The organism is Streptomyces sp. NPDC110618, assembly GCF_055657065.1.
In genome coordinates this window covers 55370-73637 of the sequence record NZ_JBVKBN010000001.1, presented here as the reverse complement: position 1 = coordinate 73637, position 18268 = coordinate 55370, and the positions used below count along the sequence as shown (strand labels likewise).

Annotated in this window: 15 protein-coding genes; 7 read left to right on the top strand and 8 right to left on the bottom strand. The window is 73.3% G+C overall.

Annotated elements, in window-relative coordinates:
• Window positions 1–152: 152 nt before the first annotated feature.
• Window positions 153–929: a hypothetical protein gene (locus ACZ7L7_RS00305; RefSeq protein ID WP_285512994.1), complete on the top strand. Its 777-nt coding sequence runs from the start codon at window positions 153–155 to the stop codon at window positions 927–929.
• Between the two features lie 167 nt (window positions 930–1096).
• On the opposite strand, the gene ACZ7L7_RS00300 is transcribed toward ACZ7L7_RS00305, so the two are convergent.
• Window positions 1097–1888 carry a GntR family transcriptional regulator gene (locus tag ACZ7L7_RS00300; protein ID WP_285512995.1) on the bottom strand — a complete coding sequence of 264 codons (792 nt, stop codon included), beginning with the start codon at window positions 1886–1888 and terminating at the stop codon, window positions 1097–1099.
• Between the two features lie 155 nt (window positions 1889–2043).
• Here ACZ7L7_RS00300 and ACZ7L7_RS00295 point away from each other — a divergent pair, with 155 nt between their 5' ends.
• Together ACZ7L7_RS00295 and ACZ7L7_RS00290 are read left to right on the top strand one after the other, a co-directional pair.
• Entirely contained in the window at window positions 2044–2895 is an 852-nt protein-coding gene (locus ACZ7L7_RS00295) for a (2Fe-2S)-binding protein (protein WP_285512996.1), read from the top strand.
• Window positions 2896–3201: 306 nt separating this feature from the next.
• The gene (locus ACZ7L7_RS00290) at window positions 3202–4248 is read left to right on the top strand and encodes a DUF2637 domain-containing protein (protein ID WP_093718690.1); all 1047 of its coding nucleotides are present in this window, start codon (window positions 3202–3204) and stop codon (window positions 4246–4248) included.
• A gap of 65 nt (window positions 4249–4313) precedes the next feature.
• Here ACZ7L7_RS00290 and ACZ7L7_RS00285 read toward each other — a convergent pair whose 3' ends face one another.
• Together ACZ7L7_RS00285 and ACZ7L7_RS00280 are read right to left on the bottom strand one after the other, a co-directional pair.
• Window positions 4314–4793, bottom strand: a complete 480-nt coding sequence (locus tag ACZ7L7_RS00285) for an ATP-binding protein (protein WP_285512997.1) — start codon at window positions 4791–4793, stop codon at window positions 4314–4316.
• Window positions 4794–4976: 183 nt separating this feature from the next.
• The gene (locus tag ACZ7L7_RS00280) at window positions 4977–5594 is read right to left on the bottom strand and encodes a hypothetical protein (protein WP_453602873.1); all 618 of its coding nucleotides are present in this window, start codon (window positions 5592–5594) and stop codon (window positions 4977–4979) included.
• Between the two features lie 222 nt (window positions 5595–5816).
• Between ACZ7L7_RS00280 and ACZ7L7_RS00275 the strand changes: the two genes are divergently transcribed.
• Window positions 5817–7190, top strand: coding sequence for a helix-turn-helix domain-containing protein (locus tag ACZ7L7_RS00275; RefSeq protein WP_472074277.1), 1374 nt, complete (start codon window positions 5817–5819; stop codon window positions 7188–7190).
• 3 nt (window positions 7191–7193) lie between these two features.
• Here the strand turns inward: ACZ7L7_RS00275 and ACZ7L7_RS00270 are convergent, their stop codons facing one another.
• The 3 genes from ACZ7L7_RS00270 to ACZ7L7_RS00260 form a co-directional block, all read right to left on the bottom strand.
• Window positions 7194–8936 (bottom strand): pyruvate dehydrogenase, encoded by a 1743-nt coding sequence (locus tag ACZ7L7_RS00270; protein WP_472074276.1) that lies wholly within the window; start codon window positions 8934–8936, stop codon window positions 7194–7196.
• A 77-nt stretch (window positions 8937–9013) separates the two neighbouring features.
• The gene (locus ACZ7L7_RS00265; RefSeq protein ID WP_285513001.1) at window positions 9014–10306 is read right to left on the bottom strand and encodes a protein phosphatase 2C domain-containing protein; all 1293 of its coding nucleotides are present in this window, start codon (window positions 10304–10306) and stop codon (window positions 9014–9016) included.
• Between the two features lie 151 nt (window positions 10307–10457).
• Window positions 10458–14150 carry a S8 family peptidase gene (locus ACZ7L7_RS00260; RefSeq protein WP_472074275.1) on the bottom strand — a complete coding sequence of 1231 codons (3693 nt, stop codon included), beginning with the start codon at window positions 14148–14150 and terminating at the stop codon, window positions 10458–10460.
• Window positions 14151–14421: 271 nt separating this feature from the next.
• Between ACZ7L7_RS00260 and ACZ7L7_RS00255 the strand changes: the two genes are divergently transcribed.
• From ACZ7L7_RS00255 to ACZ7L7_RS00245, 3 genes are all read left to right on the top strand, one after another.
• Window positions 14422–15405 carry a helix-turn-helix domain-containing protein gene (locus ACZ7L7_RS00255; RefSeq protein ID WP_471430166.1) on the top strand — a complete coding sequence of 328 codons (984 nt, stop codon included), beginning with the start codon at window positions 14422–14424 and terminating at the stop codon, window positions 15403–15405.
• Between the two features lie 36 nt (window positions 15406–15441).
• Window positions 15442–15924, top strand: coding sequence for a DUF456 domain-containing protein (locus tag ACZ7L7_RS00250; protein ID WP_285513004.1), 483 nt, complete (start codon window positions 15442–15444; stop codon window positions 15922–15924).
• 61 nt (window positions 15925–15985) lie between these two features.
• Window positions 15986–16354 carry a PPOX class F420-dependent oxidoreductase gene (locus ACZ7L7_RS00245; protein WP_472074274.1) on the top strand — a complete coding sequence of 123 codons (369 nt, stop codon included), beginning with the start codon at window positions 15986–15988 and terminating at the stop codon, window positions 16352–16354.
• Here the strand turns inward: ACZ7L7_RS00245 and ACZ7L7_RS00240 are convergent.
• Both ACZ7L7_RS00240 and ACZ7L7_RS00235 read right to left on the bottom strand, forming a co-directional pair.
• On the bottom strand, window positions 16351–16836 hold the full coding sequence (locus ACZ7L7_RS00240) for a methylated-DNA--[protein]-cysteine S-methyltransferase (RefSeq protein WP_453602884.1): 486 nt from the start codon (window positions 16834–16836) through the stop codon (window positions 16351–16353). The two genes, ACZ7L7_RS00245 and ACZ7L7_RS00240, sit on opposite strands and share 4 nt — an antisense overlap.
• Complete coding sequence (locus tag ACZ7L7_RS00235; protein WP_471592858.1) at window positions 16833–18227, bottom strand: bifunctional transcriptional activator/DNA repair enzyme AdaA; 1395 nt, start codon at window positions 18225–18227, stop codon at window positions 16833–16835. Before ACZ7L7_RS00235 ends, ACZ7L7_RS00240 begins: the two co-directional genes overlap by 4 nt.
• Window positions 18228–18268: the final 41 nt, after the last annotated feature.

Genomic DNA, 18268 nt, shown 5'->3' with positions numbered 1-18268 from the left:
TCGTGGCGGCGTCCTCGGACCGGGCCAAGATCCCACGACTTTGTGAAATCTTTCACCTACCCTCTTGGCCCGCACGGTCCGCAGATGCTGAAATGCCGCCACCACCAAAGCTCAATGGCGTGCTCGGGGAGGGCAACGTGGCGCATACCGCCATGTCTGGTAACGGAACGACCGCCGGTGACGATCCACTCCAGACCGCGGTATGGCGGCTGCGCTCGCGCGGATGCTGGGACGACGCGGCCGCCCTGCTGCGGCCCGACACCCCGGCGGCGGCCCTGCAACGGGCCGCGCTGCTGGTCGAGCGGTGCCTGTACACCGAGCAGGGCTGGCAGGACGCGGAGGACGCGCTGCGTACGGCGGAGGCGGTGGCGCACACCGACGAGGAGCGCGGGGCGGCCGCTTGTGAACGAGGGCAACTTGCGTACGCCGCCACGCTGCACACGGTCCGCGACCGGGCCGACGAGGCGCGGGCGGCGCTGGGCCGGGCGGCGGCGCTGATCCCTCCGGGGGCGCCGGGACGGGCACTGCTGGACTACCGGCGGGGCCTGCTGGCGGAGAACGTGGCCCGCTCTCCGCAGGCGGCGCGGGCGGCCTACCGCCGCGCCCACGCGGCGGCGACGGCTCACGCCGACCCGCTGCTCCTCTCCTTCACCTGGCGCCACCTGGCCGGACTGGCGCTGCGGGAGGGCGAGTTGGCGGAGGCCCGGCACGGCTTCGCCGAATCCCTGCGGATCCGCGAGGAGTTGGGCTACCTGGTCGGCACGGCCCCGGCGCTGGCCTCGCTGGCCGACACCGAGCCGGAACCGGAGGCGTCCCGTCTGCGCGAGGAGGCCCGGCGCCTGTTCCGCCTCCTGGGCGGCGTACCGACCTGGCTGGCCCGCCACTTGTCGACCCCGGGGACACCGACGCCGGGGGCGGCCACGGCTTGAGGTGACGTGACTGGCGGATGCGGGCCACGGACACGCCGAGAAGCCTGCGCCCGCGCCGACCCCGAGCGCCCAGAACCGTCAGTCACCCCGCCGCGACGGGGGCCGCCCACGGCATACGCACGGCATCCGGGCGCGATCCGCGCGGCATCCGAGCGGCCTCAGCAGCGTCAGGACGCCCCCGCGAAGTGCTCCCCCACCAGCACCCGCACCGCGTCCAGGTCGCGGGCGGCCAGGGCGTCCAGCAGGGCCGTGTGTTCGGACGCGTCGGCGAGGAGTTCGGCCCGGACCAGGGCCGGGGGTGTGCCGTAGAGCGGCCACTGGGAGCGGCGGTGCAGGTCCTCGGCCACGTGGACCAGTTGTTCGTTGCCCGAGAGGGAGAGGATCGCGGTGTGGAAGGCGCGGTCCGTTTCGGCGTAGGTCGCCCGGCAGCCGAGCGCGGCCGCGCGTACCGTCGCGTCCGCCAGGGGGCGCAGGTCCGCCCAGCGCTCGGGGGCCACGGTACGGGCCAGGCGCAGGATGACCGGGGTCTCGATCAGCGACCGTACCTCGGCCAGCTCGGCCAGCTCGCGGGCGCCGCGCTTGACCACCCGGAAGCCGCGGTTGGGCACGACCTCCACCGCGCCCTCCAGGGCCAGTTGCTGCATCGCCTCACGGACCGGGGTGGCGGAGACGCCGAAGCGGTCGCCGAGGAATGGGGCCGAGTAGACCTCGCCGGGGGTCAACTCCCCGGTCACCAGGGCCGTGCGCAGGGCGTCGAGGATCTGGCCGCGTACCGAGGAGCGCTGCACGGCGGCCCGGGGCCGCGGGATGGGCGTCTCGCTGTGGGTGTGCTCGCCGCGCACCCGGTCCGGGCTGTCGGCGGCGTGCTGGGCCGGGACCCGGGCGGCGTCCCTCGACCGGGGTGTTCCGGGGCTCTCGGCGGCCCGCGCCTCGGCGGAGCCCTGCGCAGCCTGGTTCACGGGCTCCTCCTCCGGACGTTTCGGTACTTGGGGTCATTACGGCGGGTTGTTACTCGCCCGTCAAGCACCATAAGCGCACGGGGCGGCAGTTCAAATCCCGGAGATCTTGGGTAAGGTAAGCCTTACCTCAAACGACCTCGACTCGGGAGTTCCGGATGCCTGTGCCCCGTTCGGCCACATCGGACGCGTACGCGCGGCTCACCGAGGTCCTCCCGTCACTCGGAGTCACCGAGCTGGGCCCGGCGGACCCCCTGCCCACCGGCCCCGGCTGGATCCACACCGCCGACCTCGCCGCCGGGGCCGCCCTCGACTCCTTCCTGGCCTGGGACGACGCCCAGATACTGCGCGACTACGAGCAGCGCGCCCGCCCGGACGTCACCGCCACCTTCGGCCTGCACCGGTACGCCTGGCCCGTCTGCCTGCTGATCACCCTCCCCTGGTTCCTGCACCGCCGCGTCCCGCGCCTGCCCGTGACGCATGTCTCCTACAACCGCACGGCCCCCGACTTCACCATGGGCCACCTCGCCGTCCGCCCCACCGCCGGTTTCGCCTGTCTGCCGGGCGACCCTGCCGCCGCCCTGCCCGGCGCCCGGGTGGTCCCCGACGAGGAGGCCCTGCGCGCCGAGGTCCGCGCGGCCGTGGCCGAACACCTCGAACCCGTGCTCGACGGATTCGGCCCGCGCATGCGCCGCCGCGGCCGCGCCCTGTGGGGCATGGCGACCGACGAGATCGTCGAGAGCCTGTGGTACGTCGCCGGTCTGTTCGGCGAGCAGGAGCGCGAGCGCGCCACCCGCGAACTGGAGCTGCTGCTGCCCGGCTCGACCAAGCCGTACGCCGGCTCCGCCGCCTTCCGCGTGCTGACCGGCCCGAACGGCGAGTCGCTGCCCACCCGGGACCGGGTGAGCTGCTGCATGTTCTACACCCTGCGCCCCGAGGACACCTGCGCCGGCTGCCCCCGCACCTGCGCCTCCGACCGCGTCACCAAGCTTCTGGCGACGGCGAGTTGAGCCCCGCGCGCGGTCACGAGCACCCCGCGCGCCCCCGTAAGATCGAGACCCCTGGACCGCGCGCGCGGTTACAGGGGTTTCACAATTTTCTCACTCGTCGCGGGAACTTTCCGTGGAACCACCCGTACGGGTAGTCTTATTCGAACTCAACTCCCGCCCCTCAAGCGGCAGTTCGAGCAGAAAGCCGTCCTGGGTATCCCCCTCGCACTTCCTTGGCGGCCTCTTGCCCCGAAACCCCCTGAGGGCCGCTGGGATTGGGCCACTATGGCGGGCGTTACGCCCTATCCCAATGCAAGGGACCCCTAGATGAGACTGACCGACATATCGCTGAACTGGCTGCTTCCGGGCGCCGTACTGCTCCTGGGCACGCTGGCGGCGGTGGCGGTGCTCGCGCGCGGAAAGCGCTCCTCGGGGAAGGACACGAGTGCCGACGACTCGTGGGAGCGCAGCGAGGAGCGACGCAGGCGCAAGGAGGCCATATACGGCACCGTCTCCTACGTGCTCCTGTTCTGCTGCGCCGCGGTGGCCGCGGCACTCTCCTTCCACGGCCTGGTCGGCTTCGGCGAGCAGAACCTCGGCCTCACCAACGGCTGGCAGTACCTGGTCCCGTTCGGCCTGGACGGTGCCGCGATGTTCTGCTCCGTGCTCGCGGTGCGCGAGGCGAGCCACGGCGACGCGGCGCTCGGCTCCCGGATACTCGTGTGGACCTTCGCGTTCGCCGCGGCCTGGTTCAACTGGGTGCACGCCCCGCGCGGCGTCGGCCACGACGGCGCCCCGCACTTCTTCGCCGGCATGTCCCTGTCGGCGGCGGTGCTCTTCGACCGCGCGCTGAAGCAGACCCGCCGGGCCGCCCTGCGCGAACAGGGCCTGGTGCCCAGGCCGCTGCCGCAGATCCGTATCGTCCGCTGGCTGCGCGCCCCCCGCGAGACCTACAAGGCGTGGTCCCTCATGCTCCTGGAGGGCGTGCGCAGCCTCGACGAGGCCGTCGAGGAGGTCCGCGAGGACAAGGTCAAGAAGGAGGAGCAGCGCCGGCTGCGCCGCGAGGCCGAGCGGGTGGAGCGCGCCCAGCTGCGGGCCATCAGCCGCGGCCACCGCGGCTTCGTGGGCCGCGGCGGCGGCCGGGAGGTCGAGGTGGAGGTAGCGGTCGAGCGCGGCTCGGACCGGGCCGCCGCGGAGCCTGCCATATCGGCGCCGGAACAGCTGCCCGTCCGTACCCGTCCCTCGCTTCAGCCCGTACGCAAAGGGTCTGAGTCCGTGACCGTCGACCTCACCGCGGAGGACGACACAATGGCCCTGCCGCGCCTTGACTCCCTGGAGCGCAAGCTCAAGGACCTGGAGCAGCAGTTCGGCTGAAAACCGCTCCTCGCGAACAGATCACGGGAGGGGGCCGGGGCGCACGCCCCGGCCCCCTCCCGTCGTTATGCCGCCTCCGCGTCCAGCTCGAACCACACGGACTTGCCCACCCCGTGCGGCCGTACCCCCCACGCGTCCGCCAGCGACTCCACCAGCACCAGGCCCCTGCCGTGCGTACCGTCGTCGGCGTCCGGTACGCGCAGCCTCGGCCGGCGCGCCACGAAGTCCCGCACCTCCACCCGCAGGGCGCTCGGGCTCACGGTCGCGGTCAGCACCGCCTCCCGGTCGGTGTGGACGAGCGCGTTGGTGACGAGTTCGCTGGTCAGCAGCTCCGCTATCGCCGAACGCCCGGGCCTGCCCCAGTCGTGCAGCAGCTCCCTGAGCTCCTTGCGGGCCTCGGGCACCGCGCTGAGGTCGGCGCGCCCGAGTCTGCGCCTGAGCCCACAGGTCGCCGCCGGTCGCCCGGCGTCCTCCGCCCGTTCCTCCGTATCCGCCGAGAAGGCCCCGATCGCGATGGGACCGCCCCCTCGTGCCTGCCTCTTCATGACCCCCGCCCGCGTGCCGATGTCCGTTCCCCTCCTCGAACACGTTCACGGGGATCCATGCCCGTTCGGGCACGCGGCAGTCATGTCGAATCATCAACTACCGGGCGTTCGGCCACGGGAAACGGGTGTGCCCTCCCGCCCCCGTGGCGGGAGGGCACACCCGGCGCCCCCCGGCGGTGCTGGTCAGTAGAGCTTGTTGACCGCCCTCTTGGTGGTCTTCTTGAACGCGGCGAGCGGGGCGTGGGACAGATCGCCCATCTGCGACCAGTGCACGACGGTCACCGTGCGGCCGTCCCGGCCGACGGAGAGCAGCTCGACGTCGTTGGCGCCCCAGGACGTCTCGACGTGCATGCCGTGCACCCGGGCGCCCTCCTCCACGGACAGCGAGCCGTACGACTTGTACGTCGCCTCCAGGTCCGGCTGGGCGTCGGCGCGCTTGGCGCACTTCTTGTACGCCTTGTTGAGGCTGTCCGCCAGCGCCTTCGCCTTGGCCTTGGTGCCGACCACGACCGTCAGCTGGCGGGCGGTGGTGTCCAGGTCGGTGCGGAAGGCGCGGTAGCTCATGTCGTAGGCGAGCAGCGGCTCCTCCAGGCAGTACCGCAGCTCGTCCGGCATACCGGGCTTGACCTTGTCCGCGGTCCAGGCGGAGGAGGGGTGCGGCGGGAGTTCGGAGGCGGACAGGAAGCGGGGCGCGCTGCCCACCCGCGGAGAGGCTCCGGCCGGTACGGTGAGGGCCGCGCCGGCGGCTACGGCGGCGACGGTGACTGCGGCTACGGCGCCTGCTCGGGTGCGCTTGTGCATGGGTGTCCCCCGGTGAGTGACGTGTGGGTGCGAGAAGTCGTCACCGCGCCGCGGGCTGGTCGGTCCGGCGGCCGTCGGTGCGACACCAAGAGCATCGGCGGCCTTCGGGACCGGACGCAAGCGGGGATGGCACTTCCCAGGCGGTGGAACCATCCCATGCCGTCTGACGTGCAGGTATATGAGGTGCCTGGGATGCCGTCCCGGGCCGGACGACACGGGGGAATGGTGTCGGGACAGGACGAGGTCGCCGAGTTCGCCGGTCTGCTGCGCCGGTTCAAGGAGCGGACCGACCGCAGTTACGGCTCGCTGGCGCGCCGGCTCGGGATGAACACCTCCACGCTGCACCGCTACTGCGCCGGGGACGCGGTCCCGCAGGACTTCGCCCCGGTGGAGCGCTTCGCCGCGCTGTGCGGGGCGTCGGCGGAGGAGCGGATGGAGCTCCACCGCCTGTGGCTGCTGGCGGTGGCGGCGCGCCAGCGGCCCAAGGGGGCGCAGCCGGAGGAGTCGGCGGAGCCGCAAGAGGCGGAGCCAACACAGGCGGAGCCGGCAGAGGCGGAGCCGGCAGAGGCAGCTGCCCCCGAGGAACCCGCCGCGACACCGGCACCCCCGGAAGAGGAGGACGCCACCCCGGCCCCCCAGCCGCACCCGGCTCCACCCCCCGGCCCCCGCCCCTGGTACCGCCGCCGCCGGGTCACCGTCGCCGCCGCCGTGGCCGCCGTCCTGCTCGCGACTGTGGGCACGCTCACCGCCCTCGACACCGACGGGAACGGACGCGGGAACGACGGACGGCGTACCGGGGCCGGACCGGGCACCTCCGCGCCTGCCGACCCGCGACGCACCTCCCCCGCCCCGACGACCACCCCGCCGTCCCCCTCCGGATCCCGGTCCACGTCCGAAGGCGGCTCGGCGAAACCGTCGTCCCCGCAGAACGGGCCGACCACGGGCGCGCAGTCCACGCAGAAGGGCAAGCCCGTCAGCGGGGTCCCGCTGACCTGGAGCGCCGATTCCCACGTATGGGCGGAGGGCTGCGGGCACGACTACGTCATCGACCGTCCCCCGGCGCGGGTGGCGCCGCCCCCGCCGGCGCAGGACGCCCGCACCTGGGCCGGTTCGCAGGGCGCGGTGCACGGGCGGGAGACCATCGTGCGGATCTCGGTGCAGGGCCGGACGTCCACGGCGGTCGTCCTGGAGGCGCTGCGGGTCCGGGTGGTCGGCCGCACGGCGCCGCTCCAGGGCAACGCGTACGCCATGGACCAGGGCTGCGGCGGCGCGCTGACCCCGCGCTTCTTCAGCGTCGACCTGGACAAGGACCGGCCGATCGCCCGCCCGATGGACGGCAGCGACGCGGGCACGCCGATCCCGGCGATGCGCCTGCCCTACCGGGTCTCCGCCGAGGACCCCGAGGTCCTGCTCGTCACCGCCCGCACCGAGGGCTGCGCCTGTGACTGGTACCTGGAGCTGGACTGGTCCTCCCAGGGCCGCACCGGCACGATCCGCGTCGACGACGACGGCCGCCCGTTCCGTACGACCGCCATCAAGGGCCTGCCCCGGTACCTGTACGACACCGAGGCCCGCGAGTGGGGGCCGTACGCCTGACCGTCAGGGCCTCGGCACGTTGCGGAGGTTGGAGCGGGCCATCTGGAGCATGCGGCCGACACCGCCGTCCAGGACGATCTTCGAGGCGGACAGGGCGAAGCCGGTGACCATCTCGGCGCTGATCTTCGGCGGGATGGACAGGGCGTTGGGGTCGGTGACGATGTCGACGAGCGCCGGGCCCTTGTGCTTGAAGGCGGCCTTCAGGGCGCCCGCGAGCTGCTTGGGCTTCTCCACGCGGATGCCGTGGGCGCCGCAGGCGCGGGCGACGGCGGCGAAGTCGGGGTTCTTGTTGGCGGTGCCGTAGGAGGGCAGTCCGGCGACCAGCATCTCCAGTTCGACCATGCCGAGCGAGGAGTTGTTGAAGAGGATCACCTTCACCGGCAGGTCGTACTGGACGAGGGTGAGGAAGTCGCCCATCAGCATGGCGAATCCGCCGTCGCCGGACATCGACACGACCTGGCGGCCACGGTCGGTGAACTGGGCGCCGATCGCCATGGGCAGGGCGTTCGCCATCGAGCCGTGGGAGAAGGAACCGATCACCCGGCGGCGGCCGTTGGGGGTGATGTACCGGGCGGCCCAGACGTTGCACATGCCGGTGTCGACGGTGAAGACGGCGTCGTCGTCGGCGAGTTCGTCCAGGACGGAGGCGACGTACTCGGGGTGGATCGGGACGTGCTTCTCGACCTTCCTGGTGTACGCCTTGACCACGCCCTCCAGCGCGTCCGCGTGTTTCTTCAGCATCTTGTCCAGGAAGCGCCTGCTGTTCTTGGCGCGGACGCGCGGGATCACACAGCGCAGGGTCTCGCGGACGTCGCCCCAGACCGCGAGGTCCAGCTTGGAGCGGCGGCCGAGGTGTTCGGGCCGGACGTCGACCTGGGCGATCTTGACGTCGTCCGGCAGGAAGGCGTTGTACGGGAAGTCCGTGCCGAGCAGGATCAGCAGATCGCACTCGTGGGTGGCCTCGTAGGCGGCGCCGTAGCCGAGCAGCCCGCTCATGCCGACATCGAACGGGTTGTCGTACTGGATCCATTCCTTGCCCCGCAGGGCGTGCCCGACCGGCGACTTGATCTTCTCGGCGAACTGCATGACTTCGGCGTGCGCGCCCTTGGTGCCGCTGCCGCAGAACAGGGTGACCTTCTCGGCGGCGTCGATCATCTCCACCAGCCGGTCGATCTCGGCATCGCCGGGGCGGACCGTGGGCCGGGTGGTGACCAGGGCGGTCTCCACGGGCTTGGCGGGGGCGGGCTGGTCGGCGATGTCCCCGGGCAGGGAGACGACACTGACGCCGGAGCGGCCGATCGCGTGCTGGATGGCGGTCTGCAGCAGGCGCGGCATCTGCTGCGGATGGGAGATCATCTCGCAGTAGTGACTGCACTCTTGGAACAGCCGGCCCGGGTGCGTCTCCTGGAAGTAGCCCAGGCCGATCTCGCTGGACGGGATGTGCGAGGCGAGGGCGAGCACCGGGGCCATGGAGCGGTGGGCGTCGTAGAGGCCGTTGATGAGGTGCAGGTTGCCGGGGCCGCAGGAGCCCGCGCAGGCCGTCAGCTTCCCGGTGATCTGCGCCTCCGCGCCGGCCGCGAAGGCGGCGGTCTCCTCGTGCCGGACGTGCACCCATTCGATGCCGCGGTGGCGGCGCACGGCGTCCACGACAGGGTTGAGGCTGTCGCCGACGACCCCGTACAGGCGCTCCACGCCGGCCCGGACGAGGATGTCGACGAACTGTTCCGCCACGTTCTGCTTGGCCATGACTGCCGGGTGCCCCTTCGGTCGCCTTCGATCCCTCTGGGTTCCATTGGAGGCACAGCGGCGCGGTGTTCGCTCGGTCAGCTCTCCCAGACGGCGGCGGCCGTACGGTCGTCGGCGTAGCCCTTGACGCGGACCTGGACGTCGGCGAGGAAGGCGGCGAGACCGGGCGGGGTGGGGCCCGACCAGCGGTCGGTGAGGTGGGCGGTGAGTTCCGGCTCGCCGCGCAGGGGTTCGGCGAGACCGCTGGTGCACATCAGCAGCGTGTCACCCGGCCGGGCTACCGAGGCCCGGAACCGGAAGGGCTCCCGGGGCGGCTCGGGGGCCGGTTCGTACGGGCTCGGCGGCGTGGGGATGCCCAGGTCCATGGTGAGCCGGTCGCCCTCGGGGGTCTCGGCGGGCAGCGAGCCGAATCCGACGACCGCGTCGCCGGTGGCGTCGACGACCCGCGGCTCGATGTCCTGCCACTCGCCGTCCCGGAGCCGGAACAGGCCGCCCGCGCCGACGCCGAAGAAGACGCGGATACGGCACTCGGGGTCGGCGGGCAGCAGCAGGCAGCGCAGGGTGGCCGCGTACTCCTCCGGGTCGATGCCCTGTCCGGTGGCGCTGGCGCGGAGTTTGCCGAGGCTGCGGTCGGTGAGCCGGTGCAGGCCGGACTTCAGGTCGCCGCGGCGGGCGGCGCGGATGTCCTCGGCGAGCCGGGCGTGGCTGCGGCCGACGGCCCGGCCGATCCACTGGCAGGCCTCGGTGGCGGCGCGGTGGGCGCCGGGGGTGGCGCGGGCGCCGGTGGCCATGGCGACGAGGACCAGTGCGCTGTCGCCGGTGCCGAAGCGGGCGGTGAGCAGACAGTCGCGGCGGGGTTCGCCCCGGAAGCGGGCGGAGTCGCCGCGGAGGGAGGCTGCGCGCAGGGTGCAGGCTCCGTAGCGGGCGCCGTCCAGGACGGTGTCGGCGACGAGGTCGTCCAGGTCCTCGGGGTCGGCGGGCGGCAGGGCGGTGGGTTCGGGGTCGTAGGTGGGCGGGCCGGAGCCGACGTAGTCGACGGTGGCGGGCGCCGGGGGCGGGGCGGGGCGGTCGTCCGGCGGCGGGGCGGAGGGCTGTTCGGTGTGCAGGGGCGGCTTGTCGAAGCGGACGGGCGGCTCGTCGAAACGCTTCGGCGCTTGCCCGGCCGGGGCCGGTGGTGAGGTCTGGCGGGGTGTGGGGATGCGCGGTTCGAGGTCCGGAACGGTCCTGCCCAGCGTGCCGGACGCGGACTCGAACCGGTCGTCCACCGAGTCCGGGGCCGCCGTGGGCCCGGTGTCCTGGGTGGAGTCGTCGTACAGCTGTGTCCACCAGTCGTCCTCGCGGCCGGTGGACCTACCCCCCTGCTGGCTCATGCCCCTAATTGTCCACCGGTCGGGCCGGATGAAAACGGGGCAAGCCGAAATCGGGTGAGGGTGCGAACAGCGTTGCGATTATGGCGGGATGGGAGTCGCCGGGCGGCCCTACCCCCCACAGGAGGACCGCCCGGCGACGACTTGGCGACCGTCAGCGCACGTCGTAGGCGCGGTGCACGGTCTGGGTGACGGAGGCGCCCTCGGCGTCCGTCAGTTCGGCCTTCAGCGTGACCTGCTTCCCGCTCGCGCCGTCGTGGTCCACGAGCGCCTCCCACGCGCCGCCGCGCCGGACGGTGCGCGCCTCGGTCCAGGTCTCGCCCTCGTCGTACGAGTAGGAGAGCCGTACCTCGGTCAACTCACCGGGGCGGTAGCCCGCGTGGCCGGTCGCGGCGAGGGTGAGGCGCTGCCCGTTCGTGGCGGGGAGCGTCTTCAGCCCGTCCTCGGGGAGGCCGTAGCGGGGGAAGAGCAGCGGGATGCCCTGCGAGTACGTGTCCTCGTCGCGCGCGGAGCGGAAGGACCAGGTGGTCGTGGTGGCCGTGGACCGGTTCCACACCCGTGCGGGCTGGCCGAACTTGGTCGTGCTCAGAGTCAGTTCGTACGCGGACTCCTCGGCCGGGACCTCGAACACCCCGAACGGGTACGGGCTTTCGCCGACGCTCTCCCCGTTCCGCTTGAGCGTCATGGAGCCGATGTCACCGAAGCTCCCCTGGATTCCCTGGTGTTGGCTGTCGCCCCACATGGCGGGCGCGACGCCGATCAGGTCTCCCTGGCGTTCACCGGCGAGCGCCTGGCGGCCCTGCTCGTCGAGCGGGGCGACCGGCGTGACGACCCCGCCGTACCACTCCTCGGTGCCGTGCTCGCCCTTCTTGTACGTGCGCGCGGGCTCGGTCAGGAACTCGCCCCACGGGAAGCTGCTGGAGACGTCCTGCCGCCAGGCGGTGCCGCCCGTGGAGTGGTACTCGGTACGGGTGAACGGCGCGGGCACGGTCTCGATCTGGCCGAAGGCGGCGGACAGTCCGCCCGGCCGGGTCGCCGACTCAAGGTCGACGTGGTCGGTCCCGGTGCCGGCCATCGAGCGGTACGTCGCCCGGGTCGACGCCAGGTGCGCGTCCCGCACCCGGTAGGCACGCTCCGACCGGACCTGGCCGGTCTCGGGGAAGGCGAGGTTGTAGACGTACGGGCTCTTGGCGGTGGCCTTCCAGCGCAGGGTCACCTCACCGGCCGCGAGCAGGGCGGTGGCCTCGTCGGCCGGTACGGAGAGCACGGGCAGGGGTCCGCCCGCGAAGCCGAACGACGGGTACCAGCGGCCCGGCGCGTCCCGGTACACCAGCAGCGCCACGGCTCCCGCGGCCTCGGCGCGCGCCGCGACCGCCCCGACGCCCTCACCGTCCGGCAGGTGCACCAACGCGACCTTGCCCTTCGCGCCCGAAAGGTCTTTCTCCGTACCGGACTTGGCGTCGAACAGGGCGGCCTGTCCGGTGCCGTCGAGGTTGGCCGAGCCGAGGTGACCGGTGGTCGGGTGGAGCTTCTTGCCGCCGACGACGGCGAGTTCGGAGATCTGCGGGGCCGAGGCGCGCCAGAAGCTGGTGAACTCGAAGTCCCCGTCACGGGCCGTGCCGGTGACGGAGGCGTAGTAGCCGCCGACGGTCCGGTTGCCGTTGACCGTGCCCGCGTGCAGCCAGGTGTCGTCCCAGCTGCGGGCGAACCCGAGGGTGGCGCCGCGGACTTCGGACGGCCGGTCGGTCTCGATGCTCAGCCGGTGCGCCTTGCGGGCGTCGAGGACGACGGTCGTGTCACCGCGGATCTCCAGCTGGGGCCGGGCGAGATAGGTGAGGGAGTCCACCGCCGTCCCCCCGTCCCGCGGGGTGGTGACGAAGGAGGAGAGGAAGTAGCTGCCGGGGCGGACGGCGTACGTCTGGTCCGTGGCCCCCTCGTTGAAGCGGCGCTCCCCGCTCGCGTCGTCGGTGCCGATCAGGTCGACCGAGGAGGCGCCGGAGGCGGGCTTGCCCAGCCGGTCGACGAGTTTGACCCGCAGGGTGACCGTTTCGGGCTGTACGTACAGCGCGAACGGCGTGGAGACGGAGATCCCGTCGGCCGTGGCGAGGACGCGTCCGGTGATGTCACCGTACTGGGCCCGGGTGAGGGCCGCCGTCGGGTCGACGCTCAGCGGGACTTCGACCGTGCCGCCCGCCGGGACCGTGACCGTGCGCTCGCCGAGGCGGGCGATCGGCGAGCGGACAGGCGAGCCGTCGTTGCCGGTGACGCCGGTGACCGACAGCTTCAACCGCACCGGCCTGTCGCCGGTGTTGGTGTACGGCACCGCCACCTCGGTGCGGTCACTGCGGTGCTGCGGCCAGTCGAAGCTGCCGCCCTGCACGGCGGGCGCACCGAGCACCGTCTGCCGCACGGCGGCCCGGACGTCCAGGCGTCCACCCCCGGTTTCCCGGACGTCGCCCGGGATTCCGTTGTCGGCGGAGGAGACCAGGGCCGCCTTGAGCTGCCGGGCGTTCCAGTCGGGGTGCCGTTGCCGCAGGATCGCGGCGGCGCCCGCGACGTGCGGGGTCGCCATCGACGTACCGCTCATGGACTGGTAGGCGTACACGCCCCGGCCACCCGCCCTGGCGGCCGAGATACCGACGCCGGGGGCGGTGATCTCGGGCTTGAGGGTGTGTGCGCCGTACACCGGGCCGCGGCTGGAGAAGGCGGCGGTGGAGTCGTCGCGGTCGACGGCGCCGACGGTGAGGACACCGGGGGCGCAACCGGGCGAGGAGACCGTGTTGTTGCCGGGTCCGGTGTTGCCCGCGGCAATGACGAAGAGGGTGTTCTCGCTGGTGCGGGCCAGCTCCTCGGCGGCCTGGGCCATCGGGTCGGAGCAGTCGGTGCGGGCGGGGTTGCCGAGGCTCATGGAGACGACGTCGGCGCCCTCGTCGACCGCCCACTGCATCCCGGCGATGATCCAGGAGGTCTCGCCGTAGCCGTAGTCGTTGAGGACCTTGCCGTTGAGCAGGTCCGTGCCCGGTGCGACGCCCTTGTTCTTCCCGCCGCTCGCGGCGCCGGTGCCGCCGACGGTGGAGGTGGTGTGGGTGCCGTGGCCGTCGCGGTCGCCCGCGTCCTCGGAGTCGGTGAAGTTCTTCGAGGCGGTGATCCGGCCCTTGAGGTCGGGGTGTTCGGCGTCGACGCCGGTATCCAGGACGGCGACCTTGGTGCCCTTGCCGTCGTAGCCGGCCGCCCACGCCTGCGGGGCGTTGACCTGGCCGGTCGAACGGTCCAGCGCGGCCTCGACCTTGGCGTCGAGCCACAGCTTCTTCAGCGGGGCGCGGGTCTTCGTGACCTCGTTCCAGAATCCGGCGGCCCGGTCCTTGTCCGCCTCCAGGGCTACGCCGTTGATCGAGTCCAGGGCGATCCCGCGTTCGGCGCCGCGCGGCGCGGAGCGCGGGACGGCGCCCGAGCCGTAGACGGCGATCAGCGGAAGGGTGTCGCGGTGGGCGTCGTCGTAGCCCTGGCGGACCAGGCCGGTGACGTTGAACAGTTCCTCGTCGACGCGGCCCGCGGCGAGCGCGGCGACGGCGCTGTCGGGGTACACGTACAGGTCGTCGCCCGATCTGCGGGTCTGCACGAGCGGCGTCCGGCCGTCGTCACCGGGCAGGGCCACGGCCCCGTCCCCGGTCACCAGGACCCGGTCGCCGGTGACGAGGGTGACGACGGAACCGGCGCCGGCGGCGGCCCGGCTGCCGGTGGGCGCCGTCGGCCTGTCGTCGGCCGCTTGCGCGGGTACGGCTGTCGTGACGGCCAGGACGGCGGCGGTCGCCGCGCCGAGGGCCGTCCTCGATATCGCTCTCCCCAAGGTCGCCTTCCTCCGGTGCTGCCGTATGCCCGCGGGCGCGCTGTGCGCGCAGGCCGAAGTGGCCCAATGCGGGCATGACGGGCGGTGGTTGATGCTGCGGTGGCGTCACCTTGGCAGAGCGGCGGGCGGTACGGCGATGATGTGCCGAGGCGGTTTTGCGCCGTGGCCGTTTCCCGCCACGGACCGCCGTGGCCGTTACCGCCATGGACCGCCCTGGCCGTTCCCCGCCATGGAGCGGCTCGTGGATGTCCCCGCACCGACTGGGAGAGTGATGCTGGCAGCGATAGGGCTGGACGAGAGGCATGAGTCGGCCTACCGGGCGCTGGTGTCGGCGGGCGCGGCCGATGTCGCCGATCTGGCGCGGCGGCTGGCGCTCGGGGAGCGGGAGACCGAGCGTGCCCTGCGGCTGCTGGAGCGGCAGGGACTGGCCGCGCAGTCCTCGGCCCGGCCCGGGCGCTGGGTCGCGGCGCCGCCCGGGGTGGCGCTCGGGGCGTTGCTCACGCAGCAGCGGCACGAGCTGGAGAAGGCCGAGCTGGCGGCGGCGCTGCTCGCGGAGGAGTACCGGGCGGGGGCAGCGGAGGCCGCCGTGCACGACCTGGTCGAGGTGGTGACCGGCGCGGACGCGGTCGCGCGGCGGTTCCTGCAGATCCAGCTCGGGGCCGCGCAGGAGGTGTGCGCGCTGGTGACCGGCGATCCGGTGGTGGTGTCCGGGACGGAGAACGACGCCGAGGAGCGGGCCGCCGACCGCGGGGTGCGCTACCGGGTGGTCGTGGAGCGCTCGGTGTTCGAGCTGCCGCAGGGGATCACCGAGCTGTCGGCGGCGCTGGGCCGCGACGAGCAGGTGCGGGTGGTGGACCAGGTACCGACGAAACTGGTGATCGCCGACGGCACGCTGGCCCTCGTACCGCTGACCTCGCCCGCGTCCGAGCCCGCGGCGCTGGTGGTGCACGCGAGCGGCCTGCTGGAACTGCTCTCCGGCCTGTTCGAGTCGGTGTGGCGGGACGCGCTGCCGCTGCGGCTCGGGGAGTCCGGGGTGACCGAGGAGGAGCCGGACGGCCCGGACGCCACCGATCTGGAGGTGCTCTCGCTGCTGCTGGCGGGGCTGACCGACGCGAGCGTGGCCAAGCAGCTGGATCTGGGCCTGCGGACCGTGCAGCGGCGCGTGAAGCGGCTCATGGAGCTGACCGGGGTGACCACCCGGCTCCAGCTCGGCTGGCACGCCTACGAGCGGGGCTGGGTGGCCCGTAACCGCTGACCTGCGAGGATCCCGGGACTCCTGCACTCTGGTCAGATGGGAGTGTGGGATCTCCTGCTGGTCGGCATGGTCATCCTGCTCGGCCTGTGCGGAGTGCTCGTACCCGGCGTACCGGGCTCGTGGCTGGTCTGGGCCGCGGTGATGTGGTGGGCGCTGAAGGATCCTCGCCAGGAGGCCTGGCTGCTGCTGGTCGCGGCCACGGCCGCCCTGTTCCTCTCCCAGGTCGTCCGCTGGGCGCTGCCGCCCCGCCGGCTGCGCGCGAGCGGTGCCTCCCGCCGCATGGGCGCGTACGCCGGGGCGGGCGCGGTCCTCGGCTTCTTCCTGATTCCCGTGATCGGCGCGATCCCCGGTTTCATGGCCGGCATCTACCTGGAGGAGCGCCATCGCCTGGGCCGCCACGCGGAGGCCATGGCCGCCCTGCGTACGGCCATGCGCTCGGGCGGCTCCAGCGTCCTGGCGGAGTTCTTCACCTGCCTGCTGATCGCGGCGGCGTGGCTGGGGGTGGTGGTGTGGGGGTAGGGCCGGGGTCCTAGGTCGACATGCCGATGTGCGGGTGCCGGGGCCGTGCTTGGCTGACCGTATGACCGCATTCAGCGAGGCGGAACTGGCCTACCTGCGGACGCAGCGGATCGGCCGGATGGCCACCGTCGACCCGCACGGCCAGCCCCAGGCCAACCCCGTCGGCTTCTTCCTCCAGGAGGACAGCACGATCCTGATCGGCGGCCTGGCCATGGGCCGTACCAAGAAGTGGCGCAATCTCCGGGCGAACCCGCTGGTCGGCCTGGTCGTGGACGACGTGGTGAGCGTACGGCCGTGGAAGGTGCGCGGGGTCGACATCCGCGGTGAGGCGGAGCTGCTGACCGGCCCGCACGAGCTGGGCCCGCACTTCAGCCCGGAGGTGATCCGGATCCATCCGCGCCGGGTCCACAGCTGGGGGCTGGCGGACTAGAGCGCGCGTTCGAGCGTGAGCAGAGCCGTCTTGCGTTCCAGGCCGCCCGCGTACCCCGTCAGGGTGCCGTTCGCACCGATGACCCGGTGGCAGGGGCGGAGGATCAGCAGGGGGTTGGCGCCGATGGCGCCGCCCACCGCCCGTACGGCGGCCCGAGGGGCGCCGATCAGGGCGGCGACGGCGCCGTACGTGGTGGTGGCGCCGTAGGGGACGGTGTCGAGGGCAGCCCAGACCCTGCGGCGGAATTCGGTGCCCTCGGGTTGGAGGGGGAGGTGGAATTCCTTCAGGTCGCCCGCGAAGTAGGCGGCCAGTTGCCGCTCGGCTTCGCGGAAGGCCGCCGGGGTGCGGCGCCAGTCCTCCCCGACCGTCCGTCCGCCCTTCTGGCCGGGGACGGACAGGGACGTCAGCGCTCCCGTCGCCGCGTCCGCCGTGAGCAGGAGCGGTCCCAGGGGGCTGTCCAGGCTTGTCCAGAGCGTGGTCATGAGGGGTTCTCCAACTCTCCTGCGGCGCGCAGGTGCAGTAGGGCGTAGGAGCGCCAGGGGCGCCAGGTGTCGGGGACGGCCGCTCCGGGCGGGGCCACGTCCGGGTCGGCGAGGGCACGGGTGCGCACCACGGCCACGCTACGGGCGTCCATGCCGGGCAGGGCGAGCAGTGCCGCCTCGGCGTCGTCCCGGTCGGCGCCCGGGTCGAGGCGTACGGTGCCGTCGGCGAGGGCGGCGCACAGGGCGCCCAAGGGGCCGTGCGGTTCGGCCTCGGCGATCACGGCCGGTTCCGGGAAGAGGTGGGTGAGGCTGCCGCAGGGCGCGTCCAGCGCCTTGCCGTACGCCCGGACCAGCCGCTCGGCCTCGGCGGACCCCACCAGCGCCCGTACGGCGACTTCCTCGGGGTCGGCGGCGCCGGGTGACCGAAGCCCCGGCCGGGCGGCGACCAGCGGGGCGAGCCGTGGGTCGGCGCCGAGCCGTTCGTCGACGGCGTAGGGGTCGGCGTCCAGGTCGAACAGGCGGCGCAGGCGCTGGACGGCGGTGGTGAGGTCGCGGGGGTCGGTGAGGTGGAGCCGGGCGTCCAGCCAGCCCCCGGGGTGCGTGCCCCCGCCCGTACCGCCCGGCCGTTCGTCCACGGCGGCGATGCCGCTGCCGTGCGGCAGGCGCAGGGTGCGCCGGTAGGTGCGGCGGCCCGGCTCGCCGCTGACCTCCTCCACGCCGGGTACCGCCTCGGTCTGGAGCAGGTCGAGGACGGCGCCGTGCTGGTAGGGGCCGCGGTGGGCGAGCCGGAGCGGGATGCCCGCGGTCGGGGTGGCGGCGCGCCGGGCGGGGCGGCCCGCGGCGCGGCGCAGCTCGGTGGGGGTACGGGCGTAGACGGCCCGGACGGTGTCGTTGAACTGGCGGACGCTGGCGAATCCGGCCGCGAAGGCGATCTCGGTGATCGGCAGGTCGGTGGTCTGGAGCAGCACCCGGGCGGTGTGCGCCCGCTGGGCTCGGGCCAGCGCGACCGGCCCGGCGCCCAGCTCGCCGGTGAGCTGCCGCTGCACCTGCCGGGCGCTGTAGCCGAGCCGGGCCGCCAGCCCGGCCACGCCCTCGCGGTCGACGACGCCGTCGCCGATGAGCCGCATGGCCCGGCCGACGACGTCCGCGCGGACGTTCCACTCGGCCGATCCGGGCGCGGCGTCCGGACGGCACCGCCGGCAGGCCCGGAACCCGGAGCCCTGCGCGGCGGCGGCCGTCGCGAAGAAGCGCACGTTGCGGCGCTTGGGGGTGACGGCGGGGCAGCTGGGCCGGCAGTAGATGCCGGTGGTCTCGACGGCGAAGTAGAACACGCCGTCGAACCGGGCGTCCCGGCTGCGCACCGCCTCGTACCTGGTGTCCTCGTCCTTCACACGGTCCAGTCTCGGTCAGCTCCGCGACCGGCGCTGGCGGG